We start from the raw sequence: 14,509 nt of genomic DNA, 5'->3' as shown, positions 1-14,509 counted from the left end.
GCTCGAAAGACGTTAGTCCAGACAGATTGGGAGCTGGCCCTGTTTGCTTTAACTTGTTCAGCTCCTTTTCCTGGCAACTGTAAACATCGGCTGGTGAGCCTTTGTACTTACATGCATCGATAATTCCAGCTTGATCAGCTTCAGAGATAAAACTAATATCTTTGCTTTTATCAAAGCCTTCATTATTTCCTGGGATACCTCTCTGCGAACCGGATGGTTCCTTATGTTTTTCGGGATTTTTTAATATTGCGCTCCGCAACATATGTAAAAGGCGCTCACTGAACCATCCATCCACTGCTTTGCCCTGCGCTCTCTGAAAAGCTTTGACCGCAGCGGCAGTCCGGCGGCCATAAACCCCATCCACCGGCCCAGGGTCGTAGCCAAGATCAGTCAGAAGCTGTTGAGCCTGTCTGGTGTATTGGGCATTAGGCTTCTTAGGAGCATCATTAGTCGCTGCGCCTGTCGATGCGGCTGGTTCGTCCGCATATGCTTTGACTAACGCATCGGCTTCAATTGAGGTCCGTTGCTCCTCAACTTGACGTTGGGCCAGGCTCAAATTGCCCTCACGATATCGATAACTTGCGCAGCGCCTATTATAGTCATCAACAATTTCATTGAACTCATCCACGCCGTCATTTGTTGAAAACTTACCTCTGTCGCGCATTGTCTCAATTTGGATACTTTCTCGTACACACCAGCGAATCTGGGATATGGGCAGAACCTCATTGGAGCCAACTGGAGGTTTTCGATACGGAAAAGCAACATCATCATACCTGGTGGGCTCTGGCGAAGTTGCGGGTGCCTGATTTGTCTGCGTTGATTCACCATTTAGGTCTTCAAAGGAAAGGTCTGAATAGTCTGGTTCACCCTCAACGCTATTACCGCTCTGAGAGGTTCCGGAATTATTGTCCGCCTGAGTGCTATAAGAATCGGGTGATGAAGTGGCCGTCGGTGTTCTCTGGGAAGACTGTGACGACAAATATAATATAGCCACAGCAAAAATAGCTACTGTTGCCCAAATTAAGAATTGCTTGTCCATGCCTTTGTCAGCTGGAGGCTCGGGAAATGCGGCATTTGAGGCGTTATCGGAGGGCTTATCCTCTGGTTTCTTTGACGACGTAGTCGTGGAATTTTGACCCTTGCCGCTGTTAGATACGGGCCTGGTTTCTCTTTTCTCCGCCGGAACCTTAGCCGCTTTCTGGCTTTCGATATCATCAAGCGGTTTTAAATCGGATAGATCTGAAACGAGATCCACTAATCCAGTAAAACCTTTGCTTTCCTTGCTATCAGAACCCATCGATTCAGAACCTTTTGGCCTAGGAATTCAAAATACTGCTGAGCCTGTCGCCGTCTTGTTTCCACAAAATGCCTATCGCTGCTTCCAGAATATGAACATTGCTCTCGGCAAGATACGATAAGCTTTCTGAAAGTTTTTTATCGTGCGTATGGCCAATATGAAATGCGCCATTGGCATTTCCGGTTACAAGCTCGTTCCATCGGCAAAATACGGTCTCAGGCTTTGAAAAGAATCCGTGCCTTCTTAAATGCACGCCTGAATCGCTTACGACAACTGAACCGAACTGAAATGTCTGACCAGTGCTTAAGTCAGCGAGAAACTCAGTTAATAATCTGACACCGACAGAGCGCCACAAGCGATCAACAAAACTTGAGAAAATCTCTTGTTTTTTTGTCTCAATTTCGATGGATTGAGCATTGCTAGTGACGATTATGCTAAAGGTCGTTCCGGTTGGAATACCATTCACAGAGCTACTAACGCCACCCCAACGAACTCCGACTACACTATCAAGCGGGATTTTTTGCCGTTTCCACTCCACACCATCTGGAGAAATCCGAAGCTTATCCTTAAAGACGGCCCCTACCTCAGTTTCATAAGTGATCTCTTTCTGCCATTCCTCTTCTTGGCGCGCAGCATCCTCCATCAGACGGATTCGTTGCTCCGCAAGATCATTGAGCGCTCCAGCGTCCTCAGCAATTCTTTCGGCAACATCGACTACTTCTGCAAAAACCGCTTGAAGCATCTCGGTTATCTGTTGGGCAGGTTCGATCTTATTAAAGTCGTTGACCATCGTGATAGCTAGAGACCGCACAGCATAAGCCGCCTCCTGGCTTGCCTCGTGAGGCAAACCCCTGCTCTTTCTACTCACTTGAATTGGCTGCGCGACATAATCCCAATTCCGCACAACCTGGCAAAGCCTATCAACAATTACCTCTAAATCTTTGTCTCCAAATTTTTGGTTAAGCCCTTCTTCAACACGATTAATGAGAAGAGAGATATTTGCCTGTTCCCTTTCCAAAAAATCCTGAGCTTCGACCTCATACGATTCAACGAGGTCTGCGAACAACTTTGGCCCTGGCGCGTGGCCTAACTCAGTTCCGGCCTCTACGGCTACTGTAATTGCTTCAACGAGATCCCTTGGCTTCATTTGGTTCAAGGCAGTTTTCATAATCTGGCGGTAGTACTGCCTCCTGTCCGCAATACCCGACTCAACTAACGATACTTCTGAGACCTCAGCGAAACCGGATACAACTCGCTCCTCGTTTATTACGCGCCGAAGGGGCTCGGATTCGATTTCTTCAAACGCCCAACCAAGCTCAAGAAACCAGTCAGCTAATACACTTGGCTCCAAGTTTACGGACCGACTAATAGCGGCAGCAACGGCATTGCAACGCGCAACGGGAAGCATATTTTCCAAAGAAAATAAATCGTCCGGATTACGCTCAACAATGGACAATATCTCCGAGGCCTTTTTTGGACCAACCCCCGGCAGCCAAGCCAGCTCCGCGCCTATGCGTTTTCTTGGCATCGTCAAAATAGAGCGAGCCTCAGAACATTCCTGAGGATCTAACAGCAGGGCACCCTCGTCCGCCAAGTCCATAATTTTTTGACGGTCATCCCTTGGTGTTGCGCCAAGCACTTTGAAAGGATTATCAAACAAGTCCATATCTAATCCTTTTCCTCATCCCATATAAAACCAATGCGTTCCCGACGTTTTTCTTGTTCTTTTGGCAGGCTTGATAATGCTGCCTCAAGGCATACGTCATCGAGTGCAGTCTTTCCAGTCTTCGCAGCTAGCCTTGCCGCCTCACGAACAACAAATGCAGCATCCGAAAGTGGCTTACCCGTAAGCAAGTCTACATAACGTTCGACAGCCAAATCTGAAGACTTGGGAATGTTTTGGAGCAATGAATCCAGTAGCGATCTAATCTCTTCAGCAGAGGGCATACCGACCTCAATTATATGATCAAAACGTCCGCGCCGAAGGATTGCCGGATCAATCGTATCAATCATATTGGTCATCCCAATCACCAAAACGCGATTCTTAATCGCCTCGGGAATCCGCCGGAGAAATTCCGCCACTTCTTCGACATGGTGCACTCCTGAGCTGTTGCCAGAACGTCGGTCGGTCAGGAAAGACTCCATTTCATCGATGATGACGATTGACGGGGCATTGTCTAGTGCCTTATCGAAAACTTCAGATATCTTCTTGCTGGTCTCATGAATGTAAGGACTCCCAATGCTATTGGAATCTATTGAATAGCTGGGCCAGCAAATAAATTCAACTAACTGATCGACAGCAAAGGTTTTCCCGCAGCCCGGAGGTCCATGGAGAATTATGCCGGAGGGAAACTCAATCCCCATCATTTGATAACGCTCGGGATTGAAAATGATGTCGACAACATGTTCGTTGAAAAAATCCTGAAGTGTCTTCCTTCCCGGTAGACTAAAGGATCTGCGTGAATCATTGGAAGGACCGCTGCCCGGAGTAGAAGAATTGGCCTGGACTTCTTTTTCTTGAGGCGTTTGTCCAACCTCGTCAGAACGCAGCAGCGATGACCCAGGGCTTGGCGGTTTTTGAAGAAGGCCTGAGTCAGGCGGAACGTCAAATCCGGCAAACTCCACAACGTCAATCAGGTCGTGTGTAGGCATCCAACCACACAGATCATTTAGTCGCCTGAAAGACAACACCGACACAGTTACCCCGCCGGACAACCATGTGCCAAGGACTATCTCATCTGCAAACCCTTCGTCTTTGGATGAAAGCGGTAGCAAGCGAGAATACCGCTCAACAAATAGAGATGAATATAAAGATCCTTCAGGAAAAAGCTTCCTCGTGTCTTTTAAAGCATGCACAAAGCTTATCGCGTCGGCTTTCGTTTGTGGGCCCTCTCCGCCACGAACGGGCTCAATAGTATTGTCAGAACCTGAGTATAAATAAAACAAATCTTGCTCATCGACGCTAAGCAAAGAAAACAACTCCTTTTCAATAAGGCCTTCGTCAGACCACCAGTCCAGAAGTGCATTGGTGACCACCAGAAGAAGAGTTCTTCCTCCAGACTTGTATATTTGCCAATGCTCACCGGCTTGAGCCAACGAACGGACCTTAAAATCGGTTTCTATTTCGAAACCGTTGGATAGCCATTGCTCAGAAGACATCCTCTAACCCTTTATGATGTTCGCAACATCAAACAGCTCATCGCCCGCCCCTATACCCGCTTGTATCTGAGACAGCTCTGCAATGACTGCTCGGAGCCGATCAATATCGTCCTTCTCCATTGCGTCCATGCCGGCCTGAACCAACTGGGTGAACATTTGTCGATCTGTAAACTGCTGCGGCGCTTTTGCCATGGATTTGAACTTCTCAACGACAAACCAATCTTGCCGCCAAAGAATCTCAAAATTCTTTCCCCTTAATTCATCAAGGTGGTTATCAAAACTAGTGTCATTGTCCTGAATAGCAGACCGAGCCGTATGGGCCAGCGCGTCGAAGGAAGAAGCCTCAGATGGCCTGGCATTTCCGCGTACATAGTTATCGAAGAAATCTACAACATGCTCAAGTTCAATTGTTCTCGTTTCTTTGAGGTGCGCTTTTTTGACATCGGCAATTAGCCGTTTTGCATCGAGAATGTTCTCCATTGCCTGCTTGGCAGATTCAGGGTCGGAGGTTTCATCGATGCTTTCTACTTGTTGGAGTTTATCTCTAGCCTGAGTGAGCCTGGGGTCATCAATCCGCGCGCTGAAATCGTCGACTCGCGAACGCGTTTTTTCTCCTTCCTCAACGATAGCGTCTGCTGATGCCGAATAGTCCTGCATGCCACCTTGTGGAGAGTAGAAATTACGATCGGAATGGAAGGTTCCGCCAATGGAAGGGATAGAAATATTGAAGATTATATTACCCGAATCAAGAATTTCGTATTCACATTCCAGGTCAGCACCCGCCGGTATAACACCCTCATCAAAGTCGTTGCCAGATATCTTCAACGAGCCGACAGGACGGTTATCGCGAATTGGATCTCCGATCTCGCCCTCCCAAAGAATAAAGTTTAAAGACCCTGAAGCACCTGCCTTCAACGATTCGGCGGCCTTATATATCCGTTTACCTTTGGCGGGAAGGTGATCACCAGCGCGAACCAAATAATCGGGTTCAGGACGACCACCCAACTTGTTCAAAACTTCCACTGCAATCGAATAGGAAGCAGGAATAGCGTCTACCGACGCGGCGGTCCTTGTAATGATGATTGTGTCCTGGGCGAGTGAAACTGGGCCACCGCTCGCATCGAAAACAGCGACTTTAAAATTATTCTCACCCGGTTTTGCCAAGTTCAAAGTTAATGTTGCACCGTTAGCCAGTGGGACTCGACCCGACGTCCACCCAGTGTCGACACTGTCTACTTGGAACTCAGACCCTTCGGGAATCTCTCCCGGGATCTTGACTGCCATCTTGGCTTTAAGGTCCGGCGTACGAGAGATGTAGTTAAATGAAATGTCCAAATTACCAGTATTTGAAAGAGTCCCTCGATTCCCTTTTCGCCCTCTTGTTTGCGTGCTCCAGTCAATCGACTCGGCAAATATAGACGCGCCCTCTGCAACAGCGGTCATTGGATTGACGTCGGTATTGCCTGGGATTCCCAATTCAAATGCGACCTTATCCCGAAGAGGCTTATAATTAGTTGGCCCCCCAACAAAAACCACCCGCTCCAGATCATGAGGACTCAGACTCGCATTTGATAGAGTCTCCCGTGCGGCGTTAATAGTCTCCGAAAGCCGATCGGCAATAAGTTCATCCATAATTTGCCTGGTCAAGGAGACATCTAAGTATATCTCTTCACCGTCAAGGTCTTTTGCCCTGGCTTCTACCTCTGTAAGACTGATCGCCGCCTGCTCGCTGGAGGAAAGCTCAATTTTTGCCCGCTCGGTGGCCCATGTGGCCAGTCTGATGAGTGATTTATAGTCGGGACTGGACGAGAAATTCTCTGGTAAGTTAAAATTCTCAATAAGCCACGGCTTTACGACGTTATCCAAAAGAACCCGGTCAAAATCCCTCCCTCCGCACATCGAAATGCCTCCATGCGCATGGAGATTAATCCGACCACCAATACTTTCAGCAACAGCAATATCTAATGTGCCGCCGCCGAGGTCATAAATAAGAAACATGCCGTCAACATTTTTTTTGCGCATTACACTCATCACTGCGGCGACAGGCTCTTGCATCAAAGCGACATTGCCGATACCCGCCATGTTGGCAGCCTGCATAGTCGCATCCCGCTGCATTTGGTTGAAAGCAGCTGGAACGGTAATGACAGTTCCTGTGTCCGGATCACGTCTGACTTCTTCAGGTAAGTAGCCATATAGCGTTTTTAGCACTTCTGCTGAGCATTCTTCTGGGGTTTTCGTTTGGTTAACAGCAGGCAGCTCGACCGGCGTGCTCGTGCCCATTAAACGCTTGAACAGGCTGGCTGAATTGTCCGGACTATGTGGCGCAGAATCGTAAGCTCTCTTGCCGATATACTTGTTTCCGCGACGATCTATGTAGATCACCGAAGGCGTCACATCATTCTGCTCAGGGCTTTTCCAAATACGCGTCTCGGAACCGTCATATGAGCAGATAGCACTATTTGTTGTTCCCAGATCAATGCCTACAAAATGATTCATTGCTCAGCCTTCCTTAAAGTTACAGTTCCGGTTTTAACAATCCCGTTGCCGCCCATTATGATCGGCTCTAGCATCTGGTCGACCACCAATGGCTCTGAAACATCGAATTCGTCGATATTCAATGGCGTTGCGGCCATACCTGGGTCAAATGGCTGACCCTCGACATTGACAATCCGAAGTCCTGCGCCATTTAAAGAGTCCTCAACTTTTTTCATGAACCAGTTAAATTGACTTCGATAACGGTTGGTCTCTCCAGCATCAAGACGCCCCAGTAACCGATCAAAAACTCTTCCAAATCGCCATGCTTCAACAGCCATGCTCAGCACCGAATCCCGCATAGCTTCTGCGTCTGTGGATTCTAGTTCGGTCTCATCCATGTGTTACTCCTGCACAATGCTTGTTGGGTCGCCGGTTAGGTCAGCAGCGTAATTAGACATTTAAAGAAAACTTGAGAGATTTAAGGCCCTCTTTTTTGAACGTGACTTTGGTGCTTTATCTTCATAGTCGTCGTCCGGCTTTTCAGGCTTCATCATCAGCGCCATTGGCAGTGCGACGATAAACAGCATTGCGCCAAAGAACCACCAAGTGCCGAAGCTCCTTCCTTTCTTCGACGCGATTGAGGCCGGAATGAGGCCCAGAAGTACTGCAAAGAGCAAAACTTCCATTGTTGTCTCCTATAACTGCCTAACAGTGGCTATAACCCATTTCACGATATTGCAGAAAAGTGCGTTCTCGATAATGCCACTTTCCTGTTACGCCACGCGGCAGAAAGTCCGATATTAAACAATAGCTTAGCTAAATTATTGCTGCACCGCTATGCAATCGCTTGGCTTCGTGATTCCTTGTTTTGTCTCCTAACCGGACCGCTCACCTGTTGCCCAGTCGAAAACATCATGCCTAGAAAATAAATATTGTGCTCAGTTTAATTCCATCGGCTGCGCCAGCCGTTGAAGAGAAGCGTTCAGTGTCGTGCGACTAACAGCAAAGTGTTCAGCCACCTCTTTTTTCGTAATGTTCGGGTCTAACAACATCGCCGCAGCCTTCTTTACATCAGCGTCTGACATGGCTGGCTTTCGGCCACCTTTTCGCCCTCGGGCCCGAGCTGCCTGCAATCCGGCTATCGTCCTTTCCCGAATCAGGTCGTGTTCAAACTCAGCCAAGGCACCGAAGATATGGAATACCAAGCGGCCACCGGAACTGGTGGTGTCGATGGATTCCGTCAGTGACTTGAAGCCGATTTCTCGATCATGGAGCTCCTGGACTATTTCAACCAGATCCTTCAGCGAACGGGCAAGCCGATCCAGTTTCCAGACAACCAGAATATCCCCCTTTCGGAGGGTACGCAGACACTGCGACAGCTCAGGTCGTTCCCGGAGCTTGCCGGTAAACTTTTCTTGAAAGATCTGTTCGCAACCGGCTTTCTCCAGAGCATCGACCTGGAACTCCGGATTTTGATCTTGGGTACTGACACGTGCATATCCTATGATCATCAAACGAGCCTTTTCTGGTCATAGTTTTTCATACGTGATTCTTGGACGCAAAACAATAGGAAAATCGGTGTTTTGAGGATATGAAGCAGGCGTCCATAAAACGACCGTATGTTGAACGCCGTGGCGGTCGGCTTCTGGCAGATAGCGGTCGGTCAACTTGTTGCATCGACCGGTTGAATCCGCCACCGAAAGCGGAATTACGCTGATTGCCAAAGCGGTCATTTAACGTGGAGTTGAGGTGCCCGCGCGGCTTTTCGCGCAGTGGTAGCCGTGGAGCGCAGTGTCATACGGCACTTTTCAAACTCGCCAACTGCTCAGCCGAAAGTATCTTTGGGGCTACTCTAGGCAAGCCTGAAGCATCAACCAGCTACATTTGATCACGTCACTGCGGCTCACTGCTACTTCATGCCATCATGGAGCGCATGGCCCTCCAAGGCGTCCTTGCCATGATCGGAGAGTTGAGCGTCGAACCACTTGTGCAATGCTGCCACGAGGCTCACATCCGATGTCGTATAAGTCAATTGGGCCCCGCCTTTTACCTCTTTGTAGTCGATTGCGATCTGCCCTGGCTTAGATGCTTTGAGATCGGCCAGGCCTGGCATGTCTTGCCCGTGGATATGGGACGGTCCGGAGAAGTCACCCTTTAGGAATTGATCCCGAATCTCTTGCAGGTGTTGCCTGGTCATCTTGACTTGGCCTGCGTCCGTGGGCTTCTTAACCACGACTTGCTGAATGCCGCCCCTAACGTTTTTGGTGAAGATGTGGGTCGTTGCCGCAAGGCTGAACGGCATCACGTCCTTGCCTCGACCGGCTACTTCGGCTTGGCGCTGCGAATCGGCCATCATCTTCATGTGAGCGCCATGGTCCATTGTCGAGTGATCCATATTTTGGGCATGAAGGCTTCCTGCGAGAGCCGAGATAACGATTGTTGCGATGGCAGTTTTGAGCACGATATTTCTCCAATGTTGATGTTGGGCTGATCCTACGGTTAGATGCTCTCCTGCGCATAGGATCCAAATCACATGAAAAAAGTCAGCGAAAGCTTAAATTGGCCGAGCCTCATTGCAACCCAACCGACAGCAGGGCTCATACCCGAGGCCCTACGGGAAGTCGCCAAGAGGGTGGACGCCAACGCTCGCGAAACGCTTTTTCGCATTGGTGATCCGGTTCGTCAGATCTATTTGGTGATCTCAGGCGAAGTCCGCCTGATTCGAATCGACCGTCGCGGCGGGGAAGTCATCCTGCAACGCTCGCGCGGCGGCTTCATCGCGGAAGCGAGCCTCGACAGCCGTTCCTACCACTGCGACGCCATCGCAGCCGAATCCACCACGATGCTCATGTTCACCGCTTCGGTTTTTCGGCAGGCCTTGGAAGATGACTTTGCTTTTTGCCGGGCCTGGCAAACGCAGTTAGCCAAGGAGGTGCGCAAGCTGAGAGCCCAATGCGAAAGGATGGCCCTTAACAGCGCAGCCGACCGCGTCAATCACTACATCGAGTCCGAGGGGTCTGTTGGCGTCGTCACCTTGAATCAGTCCCGCAAGTCGTGGGCTGCAGAACTCGGCCTTACCCACGAAGCCCTCTACCGAACTTTGAAGCGTATGCAAGATGACGGCGTTCTTGAGGTCGCGGGGAATCGTCTGTCTACAAGGGTTTGAACCCTCGCTCTGCGGACAAGCATTCCTTTGCCAAACTCCACCGCGCTGAACTCACCCGCGCCGGACTTCATAGCGATGCTAGTGTTGGCGCCCATAAAACGCTAGTCATATTTTGAGGCGCGGTGTCGCCTATCGCTGTACAGAGGCCACTCAAATTGGGTAACGTGTTCAGCCACATTTGTCGGGGTCGTCACAGGAAACGGAAAAAATCGTACGCTAAGGATTTGAGGAGGCTGGAATCCAGCGATAAAGCGTCGGTACTGACACGCCAAGATTCTTGGCCACGTCCCGTGGCGGCACGCCATTGGCCAGAAGTTTCTTGGCTGACTCGATTTTGCTGTCGGTCATCAGGCGCTTGCGCCCGCCCTTGCGGCCAAGCTGGCGAGCGACTTCCAATCCTGCCCGGGTGCGCTCCACGGTCAGCTCGCGCTCCATCTGAGCCAGGCTGGCCATGACGTGAAAGAAAAATCGCCCCGAGGGGGTTCCTGTGTCGATGGCATCGGTCAGGCTCTTGAACTGCACGCCCTGCTTGTGCAGCTCGCCGACCATATCCACCAAGTGCTTGACGCTGCGGCCCAGCCGGTCGAGCTTCCACACGACGAGGGTGTCGCCCTCGCGCAGCATGTCCAGCGCCTTGGCCAGGCCGGGCCGCTCAGTACGGCTACCGCTTATCTTGTCCTCAAAGAGCCTGTGGCAGCCCGCCTTGGTCAGAGCGTCGGTCTGAAGATCAAGGGTTTGATCCAGTGTGGAGACGCGCGCATAGCCGATCAGCATGCCGGACCTCGATGGAGTTGTTCCATGCTTTTTTCCTTCTCAAAACTCGTTGTCATGGTAGTGCTTCAAGAATATAGTTCCAAGAACTATTTGTGAGAATATCCATGCCTTGATCCTGCGCGCAGCACGAGTCATGCAGCAAGGCTTCTCAAAATCCAGCGTTTTCAAGAGGAGCACAGATGCCCCGTCGTTCAATCCTGTCGGCTGCGGAGCGCGATAGTTTGCTGGCTTTGCCTGACTCTGACGATGAACTGATCCGGCAGTACACGTTCAGCCAAGGCGACTTGTCGCTGATCCGGCAGCGGCGGGGCGACGCGAACCGTTTGGGCTTCGCCGTGCAGTTGTGTCTGCTGCGCTTTCCTGGGCAGGGTTTGCTGACTGATGCCTCTGTTGCGGCATCGCTGATACGATGGATCGGTCAGCAACTTCACATCGACCCGGCCTGTTGGCCGCAGTATGCCGAACGCGAGGAAACGCGGCGCGAGCACCTGCTGGAACTGCGTGCTTACCTGGGCATCGTGCCATTCGGTCTGGCGCACTTGCGCCAAGCCATGCATGCCACGACCGATTTGGCTTTGCAGACCGACAAGGGCGTCGTGCTGGCTGCCAGTGTGCTGGATACATTGCGCCAGCAGCACATAATCATTCCGGCGCTGGATGTTGTCGAGCGCATCTGTGCCGGGGCCATTACGCAGGCCAACCGGCGCATTCACACCGCCCTGACCGACACACTGTCTGACGACCATCGTCAGCGCCTGGAGAATCTTCTCAAGCGCAAGGACGACCGCAAGCTCACCTGGCTGGCGTGGCTGCGCCTGTCACCAGTCAGGCCGAACTCGCGGCACATGCTGGAGCATATCGAGCGCCTCAAGGCCTGGCAGGCGCTGAACCTGCCTGCCGGCATCGAGCGGCTGGTTCATCAGAACCGGCTGCTCAAGATCGCCCGCGAGGGCGCCCAGATGACGCCCGCTGACCTGGCCAGTTATCCACTTTTGGATCTCACAGTTTTGAAGCCTGGGAGGTTCAAAACTCGAAGAGGTGCCTCCATATATCCATCCGCTGGTGAAGTACCCGCATTACAAAAATATCGTGCTCACGTTGCCGGTAAAAAATGGCATGCTTTTGGTGATCATGGCGGCGTACACCGACGGCAATTTCTGGACATTCCCAGCCCATCAATGGCGAGCCAGATAAAAGCTGAAAGGTTCTGTCCAAATCGTCGGTATAAATGTCAGCTTGAAGAGCTCCAAAATTAAGCAATGTGTATTCGTAGATAACGGCAAAATCTTCAACCGCCAGGTTTGAAAGCTTATACATGGTGTTGTTGTTTTATTCGAGCGGCAATATCATGCAAAGACAGGTCGCTTTCTCCACTACGCTCGCCAGCTTCCACAGCAGCTCTTAACGCGGCTAGCTGGTTTTCCTGGCGCTCTAGCAATCGCAAAGCTGAGCGAACAACCTCGCTGGTTGAACCGAACCTTCCAGACTCAATGAGTTTCCCTATAAAGTCATCTAACGGAGCCCCAATAGTAATACTGGTTGTTCTGGCCATGACACCACTCCACTTGTGTTGATAGATAACACAATTATAGAGCCTCAAATCTTTATCGACAAGCTGGCATTTTCTCACGCAATCCAATCAGATTTGCACCAGCGATCTGCGGTGAACTTAAAGTTGTGTGCGCGCACACAGATTCCGATGAGCTTATTTAACGCTTGCCGTTTAACGATAAACGTAATACGCTTTTTTGTATGATCAAAAGTTTTCGATGCAAAGATACTCAAGCTCTATTTGAAACAGGCAAAACACGTCGGTTTTCTGCGATCAAATCAGCGGCCGAGCGCGAACTCATCATGCTTGAATCTGCAGAGGTGCTGAATGATCTCAAGTCGCCTCCTGGCAACCGATTGGAACTACTGACGGGAGATCGAGAAGGTCAACACAGCATCCGCATCAATAAGCAGTGGCGTGTGTGTTTCCGGTGGACGGAGGATGGTCCCGAAGATGTTGAAATTGCTGATTATCACTGAGGAGAATACACAATGACTCGTAATGGTATGCGCCCTATTCATCCGGGCGAAATTCTTCGGGAAGAGTATTTGACCCCTCTGGAAATGAGCGTCAATGCACTTTCTATGGCGCTGCATGTTCCGGCAACCCGCATGAATGAAATTGTCCGAGAAAACCGGGGTGTTACTGCGGATACGGCGCTCCGGCTTGCGCGCTACTTCGGTACCAGTGATCGCTTTTGGCTGAATCTACAAACCGAATATGAGCTTCGCCGAGCCCAGATCAGCAAAGCGGAGCAAGTGGCCCGGGAGGTCCAACCACACGCGGCATGAAATCGTAGCAGTGGACATCCATTATCGGCGACAGCTATCTAGGAACGCACGCATCCACTCATTTTCGGGCGGGCGCGGCTGAAGCTTGTAGAGCTTCACAACCCGATAAAAACGAGCCACATAACCGCACTGACCGGCAGGTGGTAACCATTCATTAGGCCCCTTGGCACCCTTGCAGATTCAAGCTTAATTCAACAGGCCAAAGATTCATCGAATCATTCGCAAACTGCTCACGTTTTTCACGTGTCCACTGCCCTGCCCCTCTAGGCCACGACCAAGCTAGCGGTACCACGTGGTCGATGTCGATGTTGGATGCGTTCTGGATGACCTGGCCGGTGAATGGGCTGATCCATCGTCCGGTCACTACTCTGCAGCGTTTTGCGTCGGCAAATCGAACCTGTGTAGTTGATGTGGTGATCAGGGCTTCGGCTCGGCTGTCTTGGCAGTCACCGTCTGAGTCATCCCAGCCGTGGCCAAATGCGGATCGGTCATAACCCTTTTTTTCATTTACGTTCTGGGCGCCATTAAGTGATGTCAGCGACAAGCCTTTAGGCAGCCGCCCTCCCTCCTGCAGGCAGGCTTTTAGAGAATTAAACGGGGTATAGTTTTTGGTGCGTTCATACCAACTGCTTTCGGGCGGATGGCAAATGCCGCTGCTGGATTGCTTTACGGCTGGTGGTGAAGCAAGAGCAATGCCGTGAAAAGTGAAAACAACGAGCAGTAAGATGTGAGCGATGACAGTAGCGATTTTTGCACCCTTTAGCCGATATTAATGAAGTTTTGGAGGTGTTAGGTTTCTACATTTTCTTTTCATTTGCTAGAATTTTCGCTTCTTTCGGTCAAGATATAAGCAACCGAGTGTCAAAAACAATCACCGTTGCAGTCTGGTGGTACTTGTACGATGCCTAAACAAATCAATCCCCTCAGCGGGAGCGAGTCAGTGAAAAGTTCAATGATCCAGTTGAGCATTCAGAACGGTATAGTACGGTAAATTCAACCCTTTCGAAGATATGAATATGGCCATTCGTTACTACGCCCCAGGAGATCATGGTTCCGGCTTTATCGGTTTTCGGGTGACCGTCGCGTTTAACAAAAACTACCGGCAGTCCTACTTTTCGACGTCCCGCGCCGAAAACCACAATGAATCCGACGCTCATTTTCGCTATGAAAAACTCAGAGCGGAATTTCAAGAAGCGACCTGGCAAGCAGACAGCTTTCTACATCAATACCGGGTTTTTGTCAGTCAAAATCACTCAACAACCAAACCTTTTCGTGGTGTAGGGGTGCATGGAATC

General features: G+C 50.4%; 15 protein-coding genes and 2 pseudogenes. 5 read left to right on the top strand and 12 right to left on the bottom strand.

Annotated features, from left to right (window positions below; translation table 11 throughout):
* From A3OI_RS24055 to A3OI_RS0115605, 8 genes are all read right to left on the bottom strand, one after another.
* The coding region (locus tag A3OI_RS24055) for a peptidoglycan-binding domain-containing protein (RefSeq protein WP_228703009.1) at nucleotides 1-1,297 on the bottom strand (1,297 nt) is incomplete at its 3' end.
* 19 nt (nucleotides 1,298-1,316) lie between these two features.
* Nucleotides 1,317-2,963 carry a hypothetical protein gene (locus tag A3OI_RS0115635; RefSeq protein WP_018405188.1) on the bottom strand — a complete coding sequence of 549 codons (1,647 nt, stop codon included), beginning with the start codon at nucleotides 2,961-2,963 and terminating at the stop codon, nucleotides 1,317-1,319.
* 2 nt (nucleotides 2,964-2,965) lie between these two features.
* Nucleotides 2,966-4,456 carry an ATP-binding protein gene (locus A3OI_RS0115630; protein WP_018405187.1) on the bottom strand — a complete coding sequence of 497 codons (1,491 nt, stop codon included), beginning with the start codon at nucleotides 4,454-4,456 and terminating at the stop codon, nucleotides 2,966-2,968.
* 3 nt (nucleotides 4,457-4,459) lie between these two features.
* Entirely contained in the window at nucleotides 4,460-6,952 is a 2,493-nt protein-coding gene (locus tag A3OI_RS0115625) for an Hsp70 family protein (protein WP_018405186.1), read from the bottom strand.
* Nucleotides 6,949-7,329, bottom strand: coding sequence for a hypothetical protein (locus tag A3OI_RS0115620; protein WP_018405185.1), 381 nt, complete (start codon nucleotides 7,327-7,329; stop codon nucleotides 6,949-6,951). Before A3OI_RS0115620 ends, A3OI_RS0115625 begins: the two co-directional genes overlap by 4 nt.
* 60 nt (nucleotides 7,330-7,389) lie before the next feature.
* Nucleotides 7,390-7,617: a hypothetical protein gene (locus A3OI_RS21260; RefSeq protein ID WP_018405184.1), complete on the bottom strand. Its 228-nt coding sequence runs from the start codon at nucleotides 7,615-7,617 to the stop codon at nucleotides 7,390-7,392.
* A gap of 252 nt (nucleotides 7,618-7,869) precedes the next feature.
* Complete coding sequence (locus A3OI_RS0115610; RefSeq protein ID WP_018405183.1) at nucleotides 7,870-8,442, bottom strand: recombinase family protein; 573 nt, start codon at nucleotides 8,440-8,442, stop codon at nucleotides 7,870-7,872.
* A 398-nt stretch (nucleotides 8,443-8,840) separates the two neighbouring features.
* Entirely contained in the window at nucleotides 8,841-9,293 is a 453-nt protein-coding gene (locus A3OI_RS0115605) for an aspartate carbamoyltransferase (protein ID WP_218185843.1), read from the bottom strand.
* Nucleotides 9,294-9,464: 171 nt separating this feature from the next.
* Between A3OI_RS0115605 and A3OI_RS0115600 the strand changes: the two genes are divergently transcribed.
* Nucleotides 9,465-10,097 (top strand): Crp/Fnr family transcriptional regulator, encoded by a 633-nt coding sequence (locus tag A3OI_RS0115600; RefSeq protein WP_018405181.1) that lies wholly within the window; start codon nucleotides 9,465-9,467, stop codon nucleotides 10,095-10,097.
* Between the two features lie 216 nt (nucleotides 10,098-10,313).
* Here A3OI_RS0115600 and A3OI_RS0115595 read toward each other — a convergent pair whose 3' ends face one another.
* On the bottom strand, nucleotides 10,314-10,871 hold the full coding sequence (locus tag A3OI_RS0115595; protein ID WP_018405180.1) for a recombinase family protein: 558 nt from the start codon (nucleotides 10,869-10,871) through the stop codon (nucleotides 10,314-10,316).
* Nucleotides 10,872-11,050: 179 nt separating this feature from the next.
* On the opposite strand from A3OI_RS0115595, the pseudogene A3OI_RS0115590 reads away from it, so the two are divergent.
* Nucleotides 11,051-11,857, top strand: a pseudogene (locus A3OI_RS0115590) (DUF4158 domain-containing protein); the annotation flags it as partial.
* Nucleotides 11,858-11,894: 37 nt separating this feature from the next.
* Here the strand turns inward: A3OI_RS0115590 and A3OI_RS22225 are convergent.
* Together A3OI_RS22225 and A3OI_RS0115585 are read right to left on the bottom strand one after the other, a co-directional pair.
* Nucleotides 11,895-12,188 carry a type II toxin-antitoxin system RelE/ParE family toxin gene (locus A3OI_RS22225; RefSeq protein WP_081622957.1) on the bottom strand — a complete coding sequence of 98 codons (294 nt, stop codon included), beginning with the start codon at nucleotides 12,186-12,188 and terminating at the stop codon, nucleotides 11,895-11,897.
* A complete protein-coding gene (locus A3OI_RS0115585) occupies nucleotides 12,181-12,423 on the bottom strand; it encodes a type II toxin-antitoxin system ParD family antitoxin (RefSeq protein WP_018405178.1) in 243 nt (80 codons plus the stop codon). The genes A3OI_RS22225 and A3OI_RS0115585 overlap by 8 nt, the downstream gene beginning before the upstream one ends.
* Before the next feature lie 200 nt (nucleotides 12,424-12,623).
* Here A3OI_RS0115585 and A3OI_RS0115580 point away from each other — a divergent pair, with 200 nt between their 5' ends.
* The gene (locus A3OI_RS0115580) at nucleotides 12,624-12,902 is read left to right on the top strand and encodes a type II toxin-antitoxin system RelE/ParE family toxin (protein WP_018405177.1); all 279 of its coding nucleotides are present in this window, start codon (nucleotides 12,624-12,626) and stop codon (nucleotides 12,900-12,902) included.
* Between the two features lie 12 nt (nucleotides 12,903-12,914).
* The gene (locus A3OI_RS0115575; RefSeq protein WP_018405176.1) at nucleotides 12,915-13,214 is read left to right on the top strand and encodes a HigA family addiction module antitoxin; all 300 of its coding nucleotides are present in this window, start codon (nucleotides 12,915-12,917) and stop codon (nucleotides 13,212-13,214) included.
* Between the two features lie 154 nt (nucleotides 13,215-13,368).
* On the opposite strand, the gene A3OI_RS24340 is transcribed toward A3OI_RS0115575, so the two are convergent.
* On the bottom strand, nucleotides 13,369-13,578 hold the full coding sequence (locus A3OI_RS24340) for an HNH endonuclease family protein (RefSeq protein WP_267283311.1): 210 nt from the start codon (nucleotides 13,576-13,578) through the stop codon (nucleotides 13,369-13,371).
* 652 nt (nucleotides 13,579-14,230) lie between these two features.
* Between A3OI_RS24340 and A3OI_RS20490 the strand changes: the two are divergent.
* Nucleotides 14,231-14,509 (top strand): annotated as a pseudogene (locus A3OI_RS20490) (hypothetical protein); the annotation flags it as partial.

It is taken from the genome of Marinobacter gelidimuriae, assembly GCF_000372805.1.
Taxonomy (GTDB): Bacteria; Pseudomonadota; Gammaproteobacteria; order Pseudomonadales; family Oleiphilaceae; genus Marinobacter; species Marinobacter gelidimuriae.
This window is presented reverse-complemented; position numbering and strand designations above follow the sequence as displayed.

What these genes read in the sequence shown, in the direction of transcription:
- A3OI_RS0115635 (WP_018405188.1), bottom strand. Translation starts at nt 2,963, where the DNA reads ATGGACTTGTTTGATAATCCTTTCAAAGTGCTTGGCGCAACACCAAGG.
- A3OI_RS0115610 (WP_018405183.1), bottom strand. Translation starts at nt 8,442, where the DNA reads ATGATCATAGGATATGCACGTGTCAGTACCCAAGATCAAAATCCGGAG.
- A3OI_RS0115605 (WP_218185843.1), bottom strand. Translation starts at nt 9,293, where the DNA reads ATGAAGATGATGGCCGATTCGCAGCGCCAAGCCGAAGTAGCCGGTCGA.
- A3OI_RS0115580 (WP_018405177.1), top strand. Translation starts at nt 12,624, where the DNA reads ATGATCAAAAGTTTTCGATGCAAAGATACTCAAGCTCTATTTGAAACA.
- A3OI_RS0115575 (WP_018405176.1), top strand. Translation starts at nt 12,915, where the DNA reads ATGACTCGTAATGGTATGCGCCCTATTCATCCGGGCGAAATTCTTCGG.
- A3OI_RS0115600 (WP_018405181.1), top strand. Translation starts at nt 9,465, where the DNA reads ATGAAAAAAGTCAGCGAAAGCTTAAATTGGCCGAGCCTCATTGCAACC.
- A3OI_RS21260 (WP_018405184.1), bottom strand. Translation starts at nt 7,617, where the DNA reads ATGGAAGTTTTGCTCTTTGCAGTACTTCTGGGCCTCATTCCGGCCTCA.
- A3OI_RS0115595 (WP_018405180.1), bottom strand. Translation starts at nt 10,871, where the DNA reads ATGCTGATCGGCTATGCGCGCGTCTCCACACTGGATCAAACCCTTGAT.
- A3OI_RS0115630 (WP_018405187.1), bottom strand. Translation starts at nt 4,456, where the DNA reads ATGTCTTCTGAGCAATGGCTATCCAACGGTTTCGAAATAGAAACCGAT.
- A3OI_RS0115620 (WP_018405185.1), bottom strand. Translation starts at nt 7,329, where the DNA reads ATGGATGAGACCGAACTAGAATCCACAGACGCAGAAGCTATGCGGGAT.
- A3OI_RS22225 (WP_081622957.1), bottom strand. Translation starts at nt 12,188, where the DNA reads ATGTATAAGCTTTCAAACCTGGCGGTTGAAGATTTTGCCGTTATCTAC.
- A3OI_RS0115585 (WP_018405178.1), bottom strand. Translation starts at nt 12,423, where the DNA reads ATGGCCAGAACAACCAGTATTACTATTGGGGCTCCGTTAGATGACTTT.
- A3OI_RS0115625 (WP_018405186.1), bottom strand. Translation starts at nt 6,952, where the DNA reads ATGAATCATTTTGTAGGCATTGATCTGGGAACAACAAATAGTGCTATC.